Genomic DNA, 17,087 nt, shown 5'->3' with positions numbered 1-17,087 from the left:
GATGATCATCAGTGCCAGTCGCAGGACGGATATACCTGCTTTTTATTCGGAGTGGTTTCTCAACCGGATAAAAGAAAGGTATGTTCTGGTACCTAATCCGTATAATCCTAATATGATCAGCAGGGTCAACCTGGACCCTGCTGTTATTGATTGCGTTGTCTTTTGGACGAAGAATCCTGCACCGATGATTGATAAACTGGACAGATTGCAGGACTATAAATACTATTTCCAGTTTACACTGAATCCGTACGGAACGGAACTTGAAAGTAAACTGCCACCACTTCAAAAGCGTATAGATACATTCAAACGCCTTTCTGATAAGATAGGAAGGGAGAAAGTGGTGTGGCGATATGATCCTATTCTTACGAATGAACAATACACAGTTGCTTTTCATCAAGACAAATTTGCTGAAATGGCATTTGCTTTGCATGATTATACTGAAAAGTGTATGCTGGGTTTTATTGATCATTATCCGCATGTGCGTGCCTCTCTCCGTGAGTTTCATATCAAGCCGTTGATAAAGGAAGATATCGATTCAATGGTCATTTCATTTAAGAAGGTTGCGGATGAATGTTCTATGGAGTTAGATACTTGTACAACAAAGGTCGACTTATCTCATTTGGGTATTTCGGGTGGAGTGTGCGTTGACAATAGGTTGATTGAACGAATTATCGGATATCCTATTACTGCCCGTAAAGACAAGAATCAGCGGGACATTTGCCGTTGTGTGGAAAGTATTGACATCGGCACTTATGAAAGTTGCCTTAATGGCTGCATTTATTGCTATGCTATTAAAGATAATTATAATACGGCAAAATTTAACCGGAGTAAACACGATAAGGATTCTCCGATGCTAATCGGAGAAGTAGATAAGGATGTGGTGATTAAAGAACGGGAAATGAAGAGTCTGCGTACCGATCAGCTTTCTATATTTTATTAAAAAATCATTCTGACCGGAAACAATTATTGCTTGGATTGTTGTACCTGATAAATAACTTATAATTTAGTGTATCCTTAAAATAAAGAGCATGGAGAAAGAGACTGAACAAGAATTGATAAAAAGGATGATTGGCTTTCAGAAAGAGGAAATAACATCGAGTATTATATACCAGAAGTTAGCGGCAAAGGAAAAGAATCCCCATAACCGGGAGATATTGCAACGTATTGCAGAGGATGAACGTAGGCATTACGCCACACTGCGAGGCTATACTCATCAGGATGTCAGTCCTAATCGTTTTGAAATCTGCTTTTATGTATGGTTAGTGCGTCTACTGGGTGTTACGTTTGCCGTTCGTCGTCTGGAACTGGGAGAGAAAGAAACGAGTGGGGTATATTCCCAATACCCGAGTATGGAACACTTTGCCGAGATGGCGCGGGATGAGCAGCACCATGAAGAAAAGCTTATTGAAATGATAGATGAGGAGCGCTTGCAATATATGGGTTCGGTGGTCCTAGGGCTGAATGATGCCTTGGTGGAGTTTACCGGAGCATTGGCAGGTTTCACGCTGGCGCTGAATGATACGAAACTGATTGCGCTGACCGGCAGCATTACAGGGATTGCAGCGGCACTTTCTATGGCTTCTTCCGAATACCTTTCCACTAAATCAGAAAAGACTCATAATAAGCGTCCGGTTAAGGCAGCTATTTATACGGGGATAGCTTATATCATAACCGTAGTGGCTTTGGTAGGTCCGTTTATCTTATTGTCAAGTCCTGTTCTGGCTTTATGCATCATGCTGGTGATGGCGTTGCTGATTATTGCTTTTTTCAACTATTATTATGCCATTGCCCGTAATGAAAGCTTTAAACGACGTTTCACAGAGATGGCAGTGTTGAGCTTCTCCGTGGCCGGAATCAGTTTTCTGATAGGTTATTTGCTGAAGACAGTGACGGGAGTAGGGGGATAGGGATATCCGGATACTACACTCCCTTTAGATATCCTCAGTGTACAACTGACTACCCGAACGAAATTTACTTTTCATGAAACGTACCAGTGATACCGGATGATGGATACTCTTGAAGCCTATGAGGCTTACACCTATGAATGGGCTATGAATAATGCTGCAATAAGTAAACTGTTAATAGGAGAATGATTTAAAAAGCTCTGAAGTTTCGCACTTCAGGGCTTTTATATTTTGTCAATCGATGAAAAATCAACTGAATTATATTTTGGAACTATGCAGTTTTTTATAGAGTTCTACACGTTCGGCTATTTCAGTTTGAGATAGATTGGCCGGAAGTTCAATTGTTGTTCGTGGAGTAATTGCTACAAGAATAACTTCTCCAACTTTTTTCTTATGCTCTTTAAGAGCGTTTTCTGCTAACTGACTGGTCTCTGGTCGGACAATACTCTTTTTCATCATATTGAATTGTTTTTAAGTTTTCATTTTCGCTGGGGCTAATTGGCAGGTTGCTAAAAGAAACTCATTGTTCAATGTAGTTATCACTTCTTTTACGCTGCGTATTTTTTCAGAGAGAAAAGCATTACTACCTGCAAATGCATATCCTCTTTTCATATTTCCTTTGGCCGCATTATACAGTGCTTTGATGATGCAGTAAGGACTCTTCTGATAGTCACACGTCTTGATGCAATGGAATGAGCAACATTTGGGCTTTTCCTGTCCTTTCTCTACATTACGGATAAATTCCCCATCAATGGCTCGTCCGGGCATTCCTACGGGACTTTCGATAATGAGAACGTCTTCGGGCTTAGAGTGGATATAAACCTCTTTGAAGGTTTGTGAAGCATCGCACTCTTGGGTTGTCACAAAAATGCTTCCCATTTGTACGGCTGAAGCTCCCAATTGCATGAATCGTGCAATATCTTCGCCTGTAGAGATTCCACCTGCGGCAATTACAGGAATATCTTTTCTTTCCTTATAGTTCATTGCAATTGCTACAACTTCGGGTATCAAGGATTCCAAAGCGTATTTCTCATCTTGTATCTGTTCTTTCTTAAAGCCCAAATGTCCTCCGGCTTTAGGGCCTTCTACTACTATGGCATCGGGTAAATAATCAAAGTTCTTCTGCCATTTGTCACATATAATCTTGGCCGCTCTTGAAGAAGATACAATGGGCACCAACTTCGTTTTGCTTTCCGGTGTCAGGTATAGGGGGAGGTCGAGCGGAAGTCCTGCACCGGCAAAGACTACGTCGATTTTTTCGCTTATGGCAGTGCGTACCATCTCTGCATAATTGGAAAGGGCCACCATGATATTCACTCCGATGATTCCTTTTGTTTTTTTGCGGGCTTTTCTGATTTCCTCTTTGAGTCCGCAAATGCACTTTTCGGTATAGTCGCCTTTGCCTTTAGGGTATAGCAGGCCTAAACCTGCACATGAAATAACACCAATGCCGCCTTCGTTGGCTACGGCTGATGCCAGGCCGGACAATGAAATTCCGACTCCCATTCCACCTTGTATGATAGGTGTTTTTATCTCTATATTTCCAATAAAAAATGGCTTCATAAAACTGATATTGTAATAAGACTGTAAGCGGATAAATATACTTCCGGGTATTCTATTCGTTTAGCGATGTTCTTTTCTTTGTATTGCTGTTTTAGTTGAAGAAAGCAAGAACAGAAGATCTAATCTCCTGTTCTTGTTGTAGGGTAGACATTAATAACGTCTGGAATTATAACCGTTGTTACGAGGTCTTTCTTCACGAGGACGTGCAACGCTTACTGAAATAGTTTTCTGATCGTATTCTGCTCCGTTAAGTTCATTAATTGCCTTTTGTCCATCTGTATCGCTTGTCATTTCGACGAAACCAAATCCTCTGGATCTTCCCGATTCTCTGTCCATAATAACTTTAGCTGAAGAGGTCTCTCCATACGCTGAGAATAATTCGTTCAAGTCAGCATCATTTATGCCATAGCTTAAACCTGAAATGTAAATGTTCATTTGAAATTTTAATTAAATAAATATTAAGTAAGAGTGAGGGGGATAATTAAAGGAGAGGTCTGCTTAATAAAATATAAAAAGGAGAACTATACGATAACGATTCGTAACTCAAACCGCGACAAAGGTAATACAATAGTTGGGAATGGCAACTTTTAATTCGTAATTTGTTAATAAAAAAGTAATAATTGTTTTTTATTAGCATTTAGAAAGGCTATGGTATATTGCACTTTTCTTTAAAGGTGAAAATCCTTTCTTTTTCAGGGCTACACCCTTTCCCCCGGATGGCTACACCTTTTGGGGTAAAGGGTGTAGCCCTTTTTAATGTGCCTTACAGGTACTCGTGGACGGTATATTGACTATCTATTTATCAAGGAGATCTTATACAGTACATGTCTGCATAAAGGATGGTCGGGACTGACCAATGGATGATCAAACTCTTTGCTTTTTATCATACCTATTTTTTGCATCACGCGTTCCGAACGTTTGTTTGGGAGTGAGGTGAAAGAATATAATTCTTTCAGTCCCAATGTCTTTTTTGCATATTCCAGACAGGCTGAAGCCGCTTCGGTAGCATATCCCTGATTCCATACTTCGGGAATCAGGCGCCAACCTATCTCTACGGCCGGGGCAAAATCTACGTCGAACGTAATATCATGCAACCCTACATAACCTATAAACGCATGGTCTTCTTTCTTTTCTACTGCATACAACCCGTATCCTCTGGATGCGAATTCCTTCCGGATGCGATTATAGAAGTCGAATGTTTCCTGATAAGATAGCTGTTTGAGAAAGAATTTCATGACCTGATCGTTGCTATTTAATCCGGCAAAGACGGGGATGTCTTCTTCTTTCCAATCACGTAGGATCAGGCGTGGGGTTTCCATGTATGTATTCATCTTGTTCTTAATTTATTCGATTTGTTTTTCTCGTTTTTTACGGTTCATATATTCACGTAATAGGGTTGGGGTAGCACAGAAGATGAGTTGTGCCCGATTCCATTTATAGCATTTTTGAAAGACAACCATGGCGATGGTTATGAATAGGGCGACTCCGATAGAAGCCTCCAAAGGTAACCAAGCCAGCCCCTCTTGGGGTAATAGCATAGGAATGAATGCCAATGCTCCGGAAGGGGCAAAGTATTTCCCTGTCCACTCGAAGATGAGGAACAGGATAGCTGCAATGGTTAAAGTAACGATACTTTCCGGTAGATGAAGATGGTGGTGACCGACAATTTGAAGTACAGTACCCAGAGTGGCTACGGTAGTCAGAAAGAGAAATACTTGTGTAGGGCGATTTTTGAATCCTGCTTTGGAGTTTACCATTTCTACAAAGGTCACCATGAGTGGGGGTAGGATGATTTGTACAAGCACTACTGACACTGACATTGAAAAGACTGCTATCGGATAAACGATACTTTCCGTATGAAGCAAAACGGGCAATACGCAAGCTGATATCAAAGGAATTAGTGTAGCGCGACTGATTAAAAGGGAAGCACCTGCAAAAGCAAATGCGGCGCATAGATTGACCACATAGGGCAGGGGTGAATAACGAACAATGCAGATACCGACTGCTGCTCCAAGAGTCATAAGTAGGATGATTTGCCAACGTTTTACATTCCATACCCGCTTATCGATAATTAACAGGCCGATGATCAGTGCTGTCATTTCCGGAAACAGAATCTCCTTTTCATCGGTCCATTCGGCTAAACCTACCATTATCAGGATCATTATCAGCGATATCAGATATCTTGTCAGTTTTCTGTGTTCCATTATATAATTTTGAATTTGGGGCACAAAGTTAAGGGAAACTGCCGTATTATGAAATTTCTTGGCTATCTTTGCGCGCTGAAAGCCTTGAGTGGCTTTCTTTATAAAAGAGTTCTGTATGCAAAATTTGGTAAAGAAGGAGTATAAGATTCCTTTTATTCTGGTAACTTCCCTATTCTTCTTATGGGGATTTGCACATGCGATATTAGATGTGCTGAACAAACACTTTCAAGATGTGCTGGTTATTACACGTGCCCATTCGGCATGGGTACAGGTTATGTTTTACCTGGGTTATTTCGTGATGGCTATTCCTGCTGGACTGTTTATCAATAAATACGGTTACCGGAAAGGAGTGGTTTTCGGTCTGTTGCTTTATGGCATAGGCTCCCTGCTTTTCATTCCCGGGGAATATTGGATGTCTTTCAATTTTTTTCTGTTCTCCCTGTTTGTCATAGCCTGTGGCTTGGTTTTTCTGGAAACAGCGGCTAATCCTTACATGACGGAATTAGGCGACCGGGAAACGGCTGCCAGCCGCCTGAATCTGGCGCAGTCGTTCAATGGATTGGGATGTATTTGCGGTCCGCTTATCGGGGGATTGTTATTATTCTCGGAAGGGGGCGAAAGCAATATATCATTGCCTTACACACTGATGGGGATCATTGTATTGGGAGTTGCTCTGGTATTCTATAAGATACGCCTGCCGGAGATTGTTCATGAAGCTGATGAAGAAGAAGTCGGAGAAAACGGTGCACGCGGGCTTTGGTCGCACAAGCTGTTTATTTTTGGCATTATCAGTCTGTTTTGTTACGAGATAGCTGAAATCTCAATCAACAGTTTCTTTATCAATTATGTGGTGGATGACGGCTGGATGAATGCCCGCGATGCATCTGTAGTACTTTCGTTCGGTGGCTTGGGACTGTTTATGTGCGGACGTTTTGCCGGTAGCTGGATTATGCGGTATATCCGGGCAGAAAAAGTGCTGTTCGTTTGTGCAATAGGAACGGTGGTCAGTACGTCTTTGGTAGTTCTTAATCTGGGCATTTTGTCATTGATAGCCCTGTTCTTGGGATATGCGTTCGAAGCTATTATGTTCCCCACGATTTTCGCTCTCTCATTGAGGGGATTGGGTAACTATACGAAGCGTGCATCTTCTTATCTGATGATGTCCCCCATCGGGGGAGCGGTAGGACCGCTCATGATGGGGTATGTGGCTGATCAGACCAATATGTCTTTCTCGTTCATCATTCCGTTGCTTTCGTTTATCGTGGTGTTGCTTTATGCTTGGAAAGTAAAGCAACGTTCGTTTTGCTAATATCCGAACTTTTCCGCAGCCTTTTCCATCTGTTCGATGATGCCTACTCCAAAGGGACAGTTCGTTTCACATTGTCCGCACTGAATGCATTCCGAGGCATGATGCGAGAGCGTCTTGTAGTGTTCATGTACTGTCTCGGGTATTTCATTCTGGGCAATGGTTAGGTTATAGTACTTGTTTACACTCGCTATATCAATTCCTACCGAGCAAGGAGCGCAATGTCCGCAATACATGCAATGCCCCTGCCAGCTAAACTTTTCCATACCTGCCATAACCGAGGTGTAATCTTTTTCTTCTTTAGTAGCATTGCACCAGTTGATGGCAGCTTGCATCTCATCGCAACTTTTGCAACCGACCATTACGGAAGCAACAGCCGGACGGGTTAGCGCATACTCAATACACTGCACCGGTGTCATAGCTTTGCCAAAGGGAGAGTTCGTTTCACTCAGTAAGTCTCCGCCGCCATAGACTTTCATTACATCCAGACCTATACCTTTCTGCTCACAGAGTTCATAAAGCTTTTCACGTTCCGGATCTATATTTTCAAGGGAATGGGCATAACTTTCGTCAGCCCATAAATCATCTACATTTTCGCTGGGCGGTTGCAAATCGTAACAGGGATTGATGGAGAACATCAGTACTTCAATCAATCCACTTTCTACAGCCAACCTTGCCACAGTAGGGTTGTGGCTGCTTAGTCCGATATGGCGAATTTTACCTTCTTCTTTCAGACGCAGGGCCAGCCGAATGATAGGACCATTGAATACTTCATGGAAATCTTCTTCGCTATCTACATAGTGAATCATACCAATATCAAGGTAATCCGTATGAAGACGTGTCAACTGGTCTTCAAAAGAAGCAATTGTTTTTTCTACATCACGGGTGCGCAGATACTGATCATTTTCCCAAGTAGTACATAAATGCCCCTGAATGATAAACAGTTGCCGGCGTCCGGTCAATGCCTTGCCGATATTACTGCGCAGATCGGGATTTGAGGTATACATATCGATAAAGTTGATTCCTTTACTGATGGCGAAGTCCATTTCCGAATGTACCTGTTCTTCCGTTTTTCCCATAAAACCTTCACAACCCAGTGCGATGACACTAACGGATAGTCCTGTATTTCCTAATATTCTGTATTCCATGATATTTCAAATTCTTAGTATGTTTTTGCGAAGTTACTAATATTGAAGAAAACGTTCCCGTTTTAATCCGAATAAATTTGCACTGATTAAGAAAGTTATCCGAAGGCATGTTTCAGCTTCTTCAAACCTTTAGCCAACTGTTGCTGCGGACAGGCAATATTGATACGGATAAAATTGTCTCCGTCTTCTCCGTACATACAGCTCTCATTGACCCAGACCTTTTCTTTTTCCAGTAGAGCCGTCACGATTTCTTCCGATGACTTATTCAACACTGAACAGTCTACCCATACCAGATAAGTACCTTCTAATTTAAGTACGGGGAAATCCGGTAGATGTTCATTGAAATAGTTTCTCAGATACTGATAATTGGCAAACAGATAACTTTTTAGTTCTTCCAGCCATTCTTCCCCTTCATTATAGGCGGCTATCAATGCCTCCACACCGAATGGGTTCACATCACAAACCTCATTGATATTAATGGCTTTATCTATTTTTCTGCGTATGTCTGCATCAGCGGAAATGATGTTTGCAATCTGAAGTCCGGCCAGGTTAAAAGCTTTGCTGGGTGATGTGCAAGTGACGGAGTGCATCCGGAACTCTTCTGAAAGAGATGCAAAAGGTGTATAAGTATATCCCGGAAAGACCAGCTCACAATGTATTTCATCTGATACCACCCATACATCATTCCGGAGGCAAATCTCACCAATACGTATTAATTCCTGTTTGCTCCAGACTCTTCCGGCCGGATTATGCGGATTACACAATAACAGTAATTTTACTTTTGGGTCTGCCGCTTTCTTCTCCAGATCGTCAAAATCAATCCGATAGGTGCTATCCTCATAGATCAATGGATTGGAAATCATCTCGCAACCATTATTACGGATGGAAGAAAAGAAGCAATTATACACCGGAGTTTGCACCAGAACTCTATCACTAGGATTCGTCAGGGATTTTATTACTGCTGATAAAGCCGGTACTACTCCAGTTGTATAGATTATCCATTCTCTCTCTATTTTCCAATAATGACGTCTGCCGAACCAGTGGATTACCGCATGATAATAGCTGTCAGGCACGCGGACATAACCGAAGATACCATGTTCTACTCGCTTTTTCAGCGCTTCTGTCACGGCTGGGGCTGTACGGAAATCCATATCGGCTACCCACATTGGCAATATGTCGGCATCATTGGCAGAATCCCATTTATAAGAGTTCGTACCCCGACGTGGAATGATTTCATCAAAATTGTATTTCATACCTAATCAGTCAAAACAGGTTTGGTCGTCCCATAATTTCAATTCACAGTTGCCCGGTGCTTTTATATTCTCATCCAGGATTATAGCTCCGAAACTTTCGGCAGTGATACTTCCTGTATGTGGATTTTTTACACTGTGAACCGGACTATGGATAGTGGCCTGCACACTACTATATTCAAAAGCGAGGTCTGCATCTTCTGTCATCGTGCAGTTTTCCATAATCAGATCGTGGGCATAGCAAAGTGGCTGTGTACCTGAAATCTTGCAGTTCACCAGACGCAGATTTCTGGAATGCCAGCCTAAATATTCCCCATTCAATACAGAGTCGTAAACCGTCACGTTTTCCGTATTCCAGAAAGCATCTTTTGAATTGATTACCGCATTACGGATTTCTACGTTTTTGCAGTATTGGAAAGAGTAGTTACCATTCATCTCAAAGTCATCAATCCTGATATTTTCGCCGTGTACAAACAGGTAATCACCTTTGTCTACTTTTACATTCTTCAACTCTGCATTCCGGCAAAACCAGAGGGTTTCCAGTGCATAGGGCAATTGTACGTTTTCCAGCCGGATACCATCCATTTCACGGAACATCTTTGGTGCTTCTACCAAAGTGTCTGTCATTTGCAGATTATTGGAATACCAGAGGGCGGCACGTGCTCCTTCCGTAAACAGGCAGTTTTTCACAACGAAACCATCGTTATGCCAGAAAGGATATTTTCCCTCAAAGCGGCAATTTACAGCTTCGATATTACTACATTCTTTCAGGGCAGATTCGCCGGTATGGATCGTTACGTTTTCCAGATGAAGATTGTGAGTGGCGAACAAAGGGCGTTCACCTTCGTAATGAGTGTCTTTAATTAGTTCCATTATTCAAGTTTTTTTGTTTGTTGTTTATTAAATGATTGATTACCTTTTTTCTATATTGCAAAAATACGGCGGAAATGGGATACTCCTTGTAGACAGATTACGGACATAATAACCCGGATTACAGATTCTGTTTATCGGGTACAAAAGAGGCTACATCGGAAGATAATTTCATGTTTCTCATTATCGTTCAGAACATGAAATTAACCCGGATGCAGCCTCGTACAATAACTGGCTTTATGAATTAATGAAACGATTTGCGGTAAATCTCCACGCAATCCTCATGCTTCAATTCGTAAGGGTTGGCAAGGAATAATTTGCCCATTGTTTCCTTGGCATTGGTGGCAAGGGTATCAAATTCATCGGGCGTAAATCCATAATCACTCATCTTCAGGTTTGCCACTCCACAAGCTTCCTGTAGTTTTACCAGCATGGTGATAAAGTCTTCCGGTTTATCAGCATCCGGCATACCCATTGCTTGTGCCATTTTGATGAATCGTTCATCACAGGCATGCTTCTCTATAAAGAATTCATAGAATGCTTTGGAGATCATAATCAATCCGGCACCATGTGGCAGCTCCTGATGATAAGCGCTCATTGCGTGTTCTAAAGAGTGTTCGGCAGTAGTGCTGCAAAAGGTCATTACCGCACCGGACAGATTATTGGCGAATGCGACTCTTTCACGAGCCTCCATATCAGCTCCGTTAGCAACTGCACGTGGTAGATATTTAGCTACATTTTCAATAGCGGTCAATGCGTACATATCGCTCATCAGACTGGCAGTTTTAGAGATATAACATTCTGTAGAGTGGAACAACGCATCAAATCCCTGATAGGCCGTGAACTTAGGCGGAACAGATTTCATCAACTCCGGATCGACAATAGACAGTACCGGGAAGAGTTCATCATAACCGCCAAAGCCTATTTTCTCATTGGTTTCATCATTGGTGATAACGCCCCATTGATCTGCTTCGGAACCTGTTCCAGCAGTGGTGGTAACGCAAACCAGGGGTAGGGGCTTGTTTACCATCGTTTGTCCTTTTCCGGTTCCATCACTGATGTAATCCCATACATCACCGGGATTCGTGGCCATGAATGCCATTGCTTTGGAGGCGTCCATTACGCTTCCACCACCCAAGGCAACTAAAAAGTCGCAATTGTTTTCCTTGGCAAAAGCGGCTCCTGCCATTACGGTCGATTTTAACGGATTGGCTTCTACCCGGTCAAATACGGCAGTTTCAACACCTGCTTGCTGGAGTTCGGCTTCTACTGTATTCAGATATCCGTTATCCTTGGTAGAGCGACCGTTTGAAATAACAATCATTGCTTTCTTTCCGGGTAATTGCTGATTGTGAAGTTCCTTCACCATACCGGCACCAAACAAGGTGCGGGTAGGAATGTAAATTCTAAAATGACTCATTATTCTTCTTTTTTAAATCCTATAAATTATTCTATTTCTTTTCCCATTTCATAAGCTTCCCGTAGGGCTGGTTTATCTTTTATTTCACCCACATGCCAAACTCCGGTTCCATACACAACTCCTTTGATGGTTGGATTTTCCAGGCAATTCAGAAATCCCTGGAAAGTGTCCACGGTACGTTCCATCAGTTTCCGATCATCTTCGGCAGCGGTGACAATGAAATAAAATTCCTTATTCTTCATCTTCGTATAGAGGCCACAGCAACGGTCTATCAACGTTTTCATCTGTGCACTCATCGTGTAGAAATAAACGGGTGTAGCCATAACTATTACATCGGTTGCCACCATCTTCTCTATAATCTCTGCCGCATCGTCTTTCTGCGGGCAAGGTTTTCCGTGCAGGCTACATGTGCTGCACCCTGTGCAATAATGGATTGTCTTGTCACGCAGGAAAACCTTTTCTGCTTCGTTACCACTTTCAATTGCTCCTCGCATAAATTCGTCGCAAAGGGTGTCGGAGTTTCCGCCACGACGAGGGCTGGATGATAAAATCAATACTTTCTTAGTCATAATCATTTTATATTATAAAGTTAAAACTACTTCTTATTTCTTATGCAGCCATTTCCATTCTGATTTGTCTTTCGGATTGTGTAGCACGTATTCTTAATACGACGAATACAATGCTTAAAACAAGAAATATCAAAGAGCCGATGACGGAATAACGCGTATTAAAGAAGGTGATAAACAATCCGCAGACGGCTGCACCTACTGTAGTACCGAGATTGGCAGACAATAAATACAGTCCGTTGGAAAAATCCGGTGCTTCAGGAGCGGCATGCGTTATCATGTATTGCATGGTGTTCTGTCCGTATCCCGCCAAAATTCCCAGGATCAGAATGATTACTGCCATTACCATCAGCCATTCCCCCAAAGCGAATACTCCTATATAAAAAGTCAGTAGTGCCAAAGGAATCATTATCATACTACGTACCGGATTGACCGCCAGTTGCTTTCCGGCTATTACATTTCCTATTATATTGGCCAGTCCATAAATCAGTAGCATTGTACTGATTACGGTATACGAAACCCCGGTGATTGTCTTCAAGTAATCAGACATATAGCTGAAGAATCCGAATAAGGCTCCGTTAATCAGCGTGATAGCAAGAATGGAGTACCAGACTACTTTCTTTTTTAATACACCGAGTTGTGTACCGTAGGACAGTTTCTCTTTGACCGGCATAGAAGGTACAAACAGGATGGTTGCAACCAGTACCAATGCATTTACAACGGTGAAGAATAACATGCCCATTGAATACGAAACTTCGCTTGCAATGTAACTCGTCACCGGTACCCCCAGCACCATACCTGCTGATACGCCGATGAATACTTTTGCTACCGCCTTTGGTGCCTTCTCCTTACTGAGAGATGCTGCTACCGTGAAAGCCATAGATACATATACCGGATGAAGGAATGCCGGAAGTGCACGGGATATCAGCAACACCGTAAAATTAGTGGTCATCATGGAGATGATATTACTTAATGTAAATAATCCCAGTGCCAGTATCATCACCTTTTTCCGGTTGATACCCGAAAACAGTAAGGGGGTGATGGGAGCGGATATTGCTACTACCAGCGCAAATATGCTGACCGTCCAACCTGCTTCCGGAACAGTTACTTGAAAGTTCCCGGCTATCAGGGGCAAAATTCCAATCACACCCATTTCGGTATTGATTATTCCGAATACACCGGTTGTGAGGATGAATACAAGTAGGGTACTTGAATTGAGTTTGAATTTATTCTTCATATATTTCTTTTTTTGTACTGCAAAGGTCGGGGAAACGTAGCATTTCCTTTGTAGATAAATTACGGATATGATAACCCCAATTACAGATGCCTGATTTCTCAATTGAAATAATTTCTATCTTTGTTGCAGTTCAAATACTTATGAATATGGATAGAGTTATAAAATTAGATAATGTAGATCACTATAACAGTCTCTACGGATTGGAAACCCTGCATCCTCTGGTGAGTGTGGTGGATCTTACCAAAGCAACCAAATCAGTCAATCATATCCAAATGACTTATGGCTTTTATGCACTCTTTCTGAAAGGAGCTAAGAACTGTGATATCAAGTATGGTCGCCAGCATTATGACTATCAGGAAGGAACCATCGTTTGCTTTGCTCCCGGTCAGACTACCGGAGTAGAGATGCTGAATGATGTAGTGCAGCAAGAAGTGTACGGTGTCCTCTTTCATTCTGACCTGATTCGCGGAACCTCCCTCGGAAAGACAATAAAGGATTATACTTTCTTCTCTTATTCAGTAAGCGAGGCTTTGCACCTGTCCGATCAGGAAAAAGAAACTGTGATGGATTGCCTGAAAAAGATCAGTATCGAGCTGGAGCATCCTATCGATAAGCATAGTAAAGCATTGATTGCTATGAATATCGAGCTTCTGCTCAATTACTGTATGCGGTTCTATGAACGCCAGTTCATCACCCGGAGCGGCGCCAATAAAGACTCTCTTACCAAGTTTGAGCAACTTCTGGATGAATATTTCAGAAGTAATCTTCCTGTGCAGGATGGCTTGCCGTCCGTGAAATACTTTGCGGATAAAATCTATCTCTCGCCCAATTATTTCGGTGACATGATTAAGAAAGAAACTGGTATGACGCCTCAGGAGCATATTCAGATGAAAGTGATCGAACTGGCTAAAGAACATATCGTTGAAACGGACGAGACAATCAGTGAAATTGCTTACACCTTGGGATTTCAATATCCGCAACATCTCAGCCGCCTGTTCAAAAAACGTGTCGGCTGTACGCCCAATGAATATAGACTGCAAAATGTACAGTTTTGAAAAAGGATATATTGAACATAGAGACTGTACACCAGTGCAATTGCTGTTTGGGAAATAAGACCTTACACCCGTTAGTGAGCGCCATTGACTTATCTAAAGCTAATGTGATGCAGCGTACTATCAAGTTCGATTTCTACACCATCTTACTGTTGGAATGCGAATGTGAAGATTTCATCTACGGGCGTAAGTATTACGACTATTCCAATGCAACAATGATTTTCCTGACTCCGGGACAATCCATCAATATCAACGAAGGAAAGGCATTTCCCCGAAAGGGCTGGTTGTTGGCTTTTCATCCCGACTTGCTTTGCAGCACTTCATTGGGGCGGAACATTAAGAATTACTCTTTCTTTTCTTATCATCTGAATGAAGCGTTGCACCTTTCCTTGCGCGAAAAGGATAAAGCAATTGAATGTATGTACAATATTGAGAAGGAACTGCAACATGCAATAGACTGTCATAGCAAGACCTTGATTTCAAGATATATAGAACTCCTGTTGGATTATTGTTCCCGTTTCTATGACCGTCAGTTTATCACTCGGAATGAAGTCAATAAGGCGATATTGAACAAGATGGATATTGCGTTGGATGACTATATCCAGTCCGGACGATTGAAAAATGGTGTATTACCCTCTACAAAATACTGCGCAGATATACTTCATTTATCTTCCCGTTATTTCGGTGATTTATTGAAGTTTGAAACGGGGAAGAATCTGGATGAATACTTCCAGTTGAAAAGGCTGGAAGTCGCTAAAGAGATGCTATTAGGTAAAGGTTATACGGTAAGTTCGGTTGCTGAAAAATTGGGCTATCCAAGCGTACAATATTTCAGCAACCTGTTTAGAAAACTGGTAGGGATATCTCCCAGCGAATATAGATTGTCACAAAACTAATCAACTCAAATCATTAAAGTTAGTACGGATTCTGTAACTTTGCGGCAACAGGTATCACATACCTGCGAGTAATATATAAAACCGACTTGTATGGATTTTGAAACTTGCATAGCCTCTCATTCTTCAGTTCTGATGGAAGGGGCATTGGGAGAACGATTGAAGCGTGAGTATGGCCTCACCATCAATGGCAGTGTAGCTATGGCTGATTTGATTTATAGTCAACAGGGGCGGGTGGCATTGGAAACTCTTTGGCGGGGCTACATGGGGATTGCTGGAAAATACAATCTACCGTTTTTAGCTACCACTCCGACCAGACGGGCCAATAAGCAGCAAGTTATTCAGGCCGGATATGATGAGGCTATTATTGAGGATAATGTCAGGTTCCTCCGTAAGATAAAGGAAACATCAAATATTGAAATGTATATTGGCGGTCTGATGGGGTGTAAAGGAGATGCTTATACAGGTGTCGGTGCTCTAAATATTGAGGAAGCTTACGACTTTCATCATTGGCAGTCGCAACTATTTAAACTTGCGAAAGCAGATTTCCTGTATGCAGGAATTATGCCTGTGCTGACTGAAGTAGCGGGTATGGCGAGGGCCATGTCCGATACCGGAATCCCCTATATCATTAGTTTTACCATCCAAAAAGACGGGAAACTTATTGATGGGCATACCATCGACTATGCTATCCGGTTTATTGACGATAATGTATCTCGCAAACCGGCGTGCTATATGACAAACTGTGTACATCCCTGCATCGTCTATGAAGCTCTTGCACACAACTTCAACCAAACCGATACTGTCCGAACACGGTTCATCGGTATTCAGGCCAACACTTCCGCATTGTCTTATAGTGAACTGGACGGTTCCGCTGATCTGCAATCTTCTTCTCCTGCCGACTTGGCTGAAGGTATGATGAAATTGAAATCAGAATATGATTTTAGGATATTTGGCGGCTGTTGCGGAACGGATGATACACATATGGAAGAAATCGCTAAGTCTATATCTTGCGGAGCATTGTCCTGATGCTTTCGGTCTTTTCCGAAAAGAGTGAATTTGAATGAGTTAATTTTGACTATATCTTAAATTATATTATTATGCTTACTTGGTTCTTGAATTTACTTGGTTTTAAAAAAAAAATATTGGTAAAGGTATTTCTGAAGATTATGAGCCTATTACTCAAGAGTTGATAGATGCAACTCCTGAAGATGAGCTATATACTAAAATTATGTGGAGCTTGCTTAGCGATGAAGTTTGGTTTAGCGATTCACAAAAGGCTTTCTCTCTTATTTATGAATTGGATGGAGAAGTTTGTAACGGAGGATTTAATCAATACTATTTCAATCCGTCGGGTGAGGATCGGTATGAAGTTGAAAAGGCTTTGGAATTGATTGGAGCTATTGACTTCTCCAGTCTTATGAGACGAGCTAATGCTTGTTACGAGACAATAAAACCAGAATTAGAAAAGTTTGATGACGGTACATCGGAAAATTTTAGTAAAAGTTATGAGGATAATCCTCTGACAGAATTTGATAATGAATATTATGAGTTGAATAATGGAGGCCGTCTTTTTGTATTGATGTCACAATTTGTTAAGAAACATCCACAGGATTTTATTAGTAAGTAATTTAAAGCCTATCTAAAAGAGAATACTATAATACTTAAAAAATG

At 41.7% G+C, this 17,087-nt stretch carries 18 protein-coding genes; 7 read left to right on the top strand and 11 right to left on the bottom strand.

The features are described from left to right. The first annotated feature begins 1 nt into the window (after nucleotide 1). Together BWI44_RS12270 and BWI44_RS12265 are read left to right on the top strand one after the other, a co-directional pair. Nucleotides 2-940 (top strand): DUF1848 domain-containing protein, encoded by a 939-nt coding sequence (locus tag BWI44_RS12270; protein WP_195209287.1) that lies wholly within the window; start codon nucleotides 2-4, stop codon nucleotides 938-940. 88 nt (nucleotides 941-1,028) lie between these two features. Then, complete coding sequence (locus BWI44_RS12265; RefSeq protein WP_044532267.1) at nucleotides 1,029-1,907, top strand: VIT1/CCC1 transporter family protein; 879 nt, start codon at nucleotides 1,029-1,031, stop codon at nucleotides 1,905-1,907. A 255-nt stretch (nucleotides 1,908-2,162) separates the two neighbouring features. On the opposite strand, the gene BWI44_RS12260 is transcribed toward BWI44_RS12265, so the two are convergent. From BWI44_RS12260 to BWI44_RS12240, 5 genes are all read right to left on the bottom strand, one after another. Continuing rightward, entirely contained in the window at nucleotides 2,163-2,363 is a 201-nt protein-coding gene (locus BWI44_RS12260) for a hypothetical protein (protein WP_195209286.1), read from the bottom strand. A 12-nt stretch (nucleotides 2,364-2,375) separates the two neighbouring features. After that, nucleotides 2,376-3,467, bottom strand: coding sequence for an NAD(P)H-dependent flavin oxidoreductase (locus BWI44_RS12255; protein ID WP_118308134.1), 1,092 nt, complete (start codon nucleotides 3,465-3,467; stop codon nucleotides 2,376-2,378). Nucleotides 3,468-3,617: 150 nt separating this feature from the next. Beyond that, the gene (rbp, locus tag BWI44_RS12250) at nucleotides 3,618-3,902 is read right to left on the bottom strand and encodes an RNA-binding regulator (RefSeq protein WP_007209893.1); all 285 of its coding nucleotides are present in this window, start codon (nucleotides 3,900-3,902) and stop codon (nucleotides 3,618-3,620) included. Nucleotides 3,903-4,258: 356 nt separating this feature from the next. Continuing rightward, nucleotides 4,259-4,798 (bottom strand): GNAT family N-acetyltransferase, encoded by a 540-nt coding sequence (locus tag BWI44_RS12245; RefSeq protein ID WP_195209285.1) that lies wholly within the window; start codon nucleotides 4,796-4,798, stop codon nucleotides 4,259-4,261. 12 nt (nucleotides 4,799-4,810) lie between these two features. Next, entirely contained in the window at nucleotides 4,811-5,671 is an 861-nt protein-coding gene (locus BWI44_RS12240; protein WP_138292606.1) for an HPP family protein, read from the bottom strand. Between the two features lie 115 nt (nucleotides 5,672-5,786). Between BWI44_RS12240 and BWI44_RS12235 the strand changes: the two genes are divergently transcribed. Then, entirely contained in the window at nucleotides 5,787-6,980 is a 1,194-nt protein-coding gene (locus tag BWI44_RS12235) for a sugar MFS transporter (RefSeq protein ID WP_044532524.1), read from the top strand. Here BWI44_RS12235 and BWI44_RS12230 read toward each other — a convergent pair. From BWI44_RS12230 to BWI44_RS12205, 6 genes are all read right to left on the bottom strand, one after another. Continuing rightward, nucleotides 6,977-8,125: an aldo/keto reductase gene (locus BWI44_RS12230; protein WP_007665061.1), complete on the bottom strand. Its 1,149-nt coding sequence runs from the start codon at nucleotides 8,123-8,125 to the stop codon at nucleotides 6,977-6,979. The two genes, BWI44_RS12235 and BWI44_RS12230, sit on opposite strands and share 4 nt — an antisense overlap. Nucleotides 8,126-8,220: 95 nt before the next feature. Next, nucleotides 8,221-9,378, bottom strand: coding sequence for a MalY/PatB family protein (locus BWI44_RS12225; protein ID WP_195209284.1), 1,158 nt, complete (start codon nucleotides 9,376-9,378; stop codon nucleotides 8,221-8,223). A gap of 6 nt (nucleotides 9,379-9,384) precedes the next feature. Further along, the gene (locus BWI44_RS12220; protein ID WP_195209283.1) at nucleotides 9,385-10,248 is read right to left on the bottom strand and encodes a DUF3737 family protein; all 864 of its coding nucleotides are present in this window, start codon (nucleotides 10,246-10,248) and stop codon (nucleotides 9,385-9,387) included. A gap of 241 nt (nucleotides 10,249-10,489) precedes the next feature. Continuing rightward, nucleotides 10,490-11,665 (bottom strand): iron-containing alcohol dehydrogenase, encoded by a 1,176-nt coding sequence (locus tag BWI44_RS12215; protein ID WP_007665057.1) that lies wholly within the window; start codon nucleotides 11,663-11,665, stop codon nucleotides 10,490-10,492. Between the two features lie 26 nt (nucleotides 11,666-11,691). After that, entirely contained in the window at nucleotides 11,692-12,234 is a 543-nt protein-coding gene (locus BWI44_RS12210; RefSeq protein ID WP_195209282.1) for a flavodoxin family protein, read from the bottom strand. 40 nt (nucleotides 12,235-12,274) lie between these two features. Next, nucleotides 12,275-13,468, bottom strand: a complete 1,194-nt coding sequence (locus tag BWI44_RS12205) for an MFS transporter (protein WP_353744915.1) — start codon at nucleotides 13,466-13,468, stop codon at nucleotides 12,275-12,277. 146 nt (nucleotides 13,469-13,614) lie between these two features. Between BWI44_RS12205 and BWI44_RS12200 the strand changes: the two genes are divergently transcribed. From BWI44_RS12200 to BWI44_RS12185, 4 genes are all read left to right on the top strand, one after another. Further along, nucleotides 13,615-14,523: a helix-turn-helix domain-containing protein gene (locus BWI44_RS12200; RefSeq protein WP_044155326.1), complete on the top strand. Its 909-nt coding sequence runs from the start codon at nucleotides 13,615-13,617 to the stop codon at nucleotides 14,521-14,523. Further along, nucleotides 14,520-15,416, top strand: coding sequence for a helix-turn-helix domain-containing protein (locus BWI44_RS12195; RefSeq protein WP_138292600.1), 897 nt, complete (start codon nucleotides 14,520-14,522; stop codon nucleotides 15,414-15,416). Before BWI44_RS12200 ends, BWI44_RS12195 begins: the two co-directional genes overlap by 4 nt. A gap of 90 nt (nucleotides 15,417-15,506) precedes the next feature. Beyond that, nucleotides 15,507-16,442 carry a homocysteine S-methyltransferase family protein gene (locus BWI44_RS12190; protein WP_195209280.1) on the top strand — a complete coding sequence of 312 codons (936 nt, stop codon included), beginning with the start codon at nucleotides 15,507-15,509 and terminating at the stop codon, nucleotides 16,440-16,442. A 160-nt stretch (nucleotides 16,443-16,602) separates the two neighbouring features. Continuing rightward, the gene (locus BWI44_RS12185; protein ID WP_195209279.1) at nucleotides 16,603-17,043 is read left to right on the top strand and encodes a DMP19 family protein; all 441 of its coding nucleotides are present in this window, start codon (nucleotides 16,603-16,605) and stop codon (nucleotides 17,041-17,043) included. Nucleotides 17,044-17,087: the final 44 nt, after the last annotated feature.

Source organism: Bacteroides sp. Phil13, from assembly GCF_001940965.1.
In the GTDB taxonomy this organism is placed as follows: Bacteria; Bacteroidota; Bacteroidia; order Bacteroidales; family Bacteroidaceae; genus Bacteroides; species Bacteroides intestinalis.
This window is presented reverse-complemented; position numbering and strand designations above follow the sequence as displayed.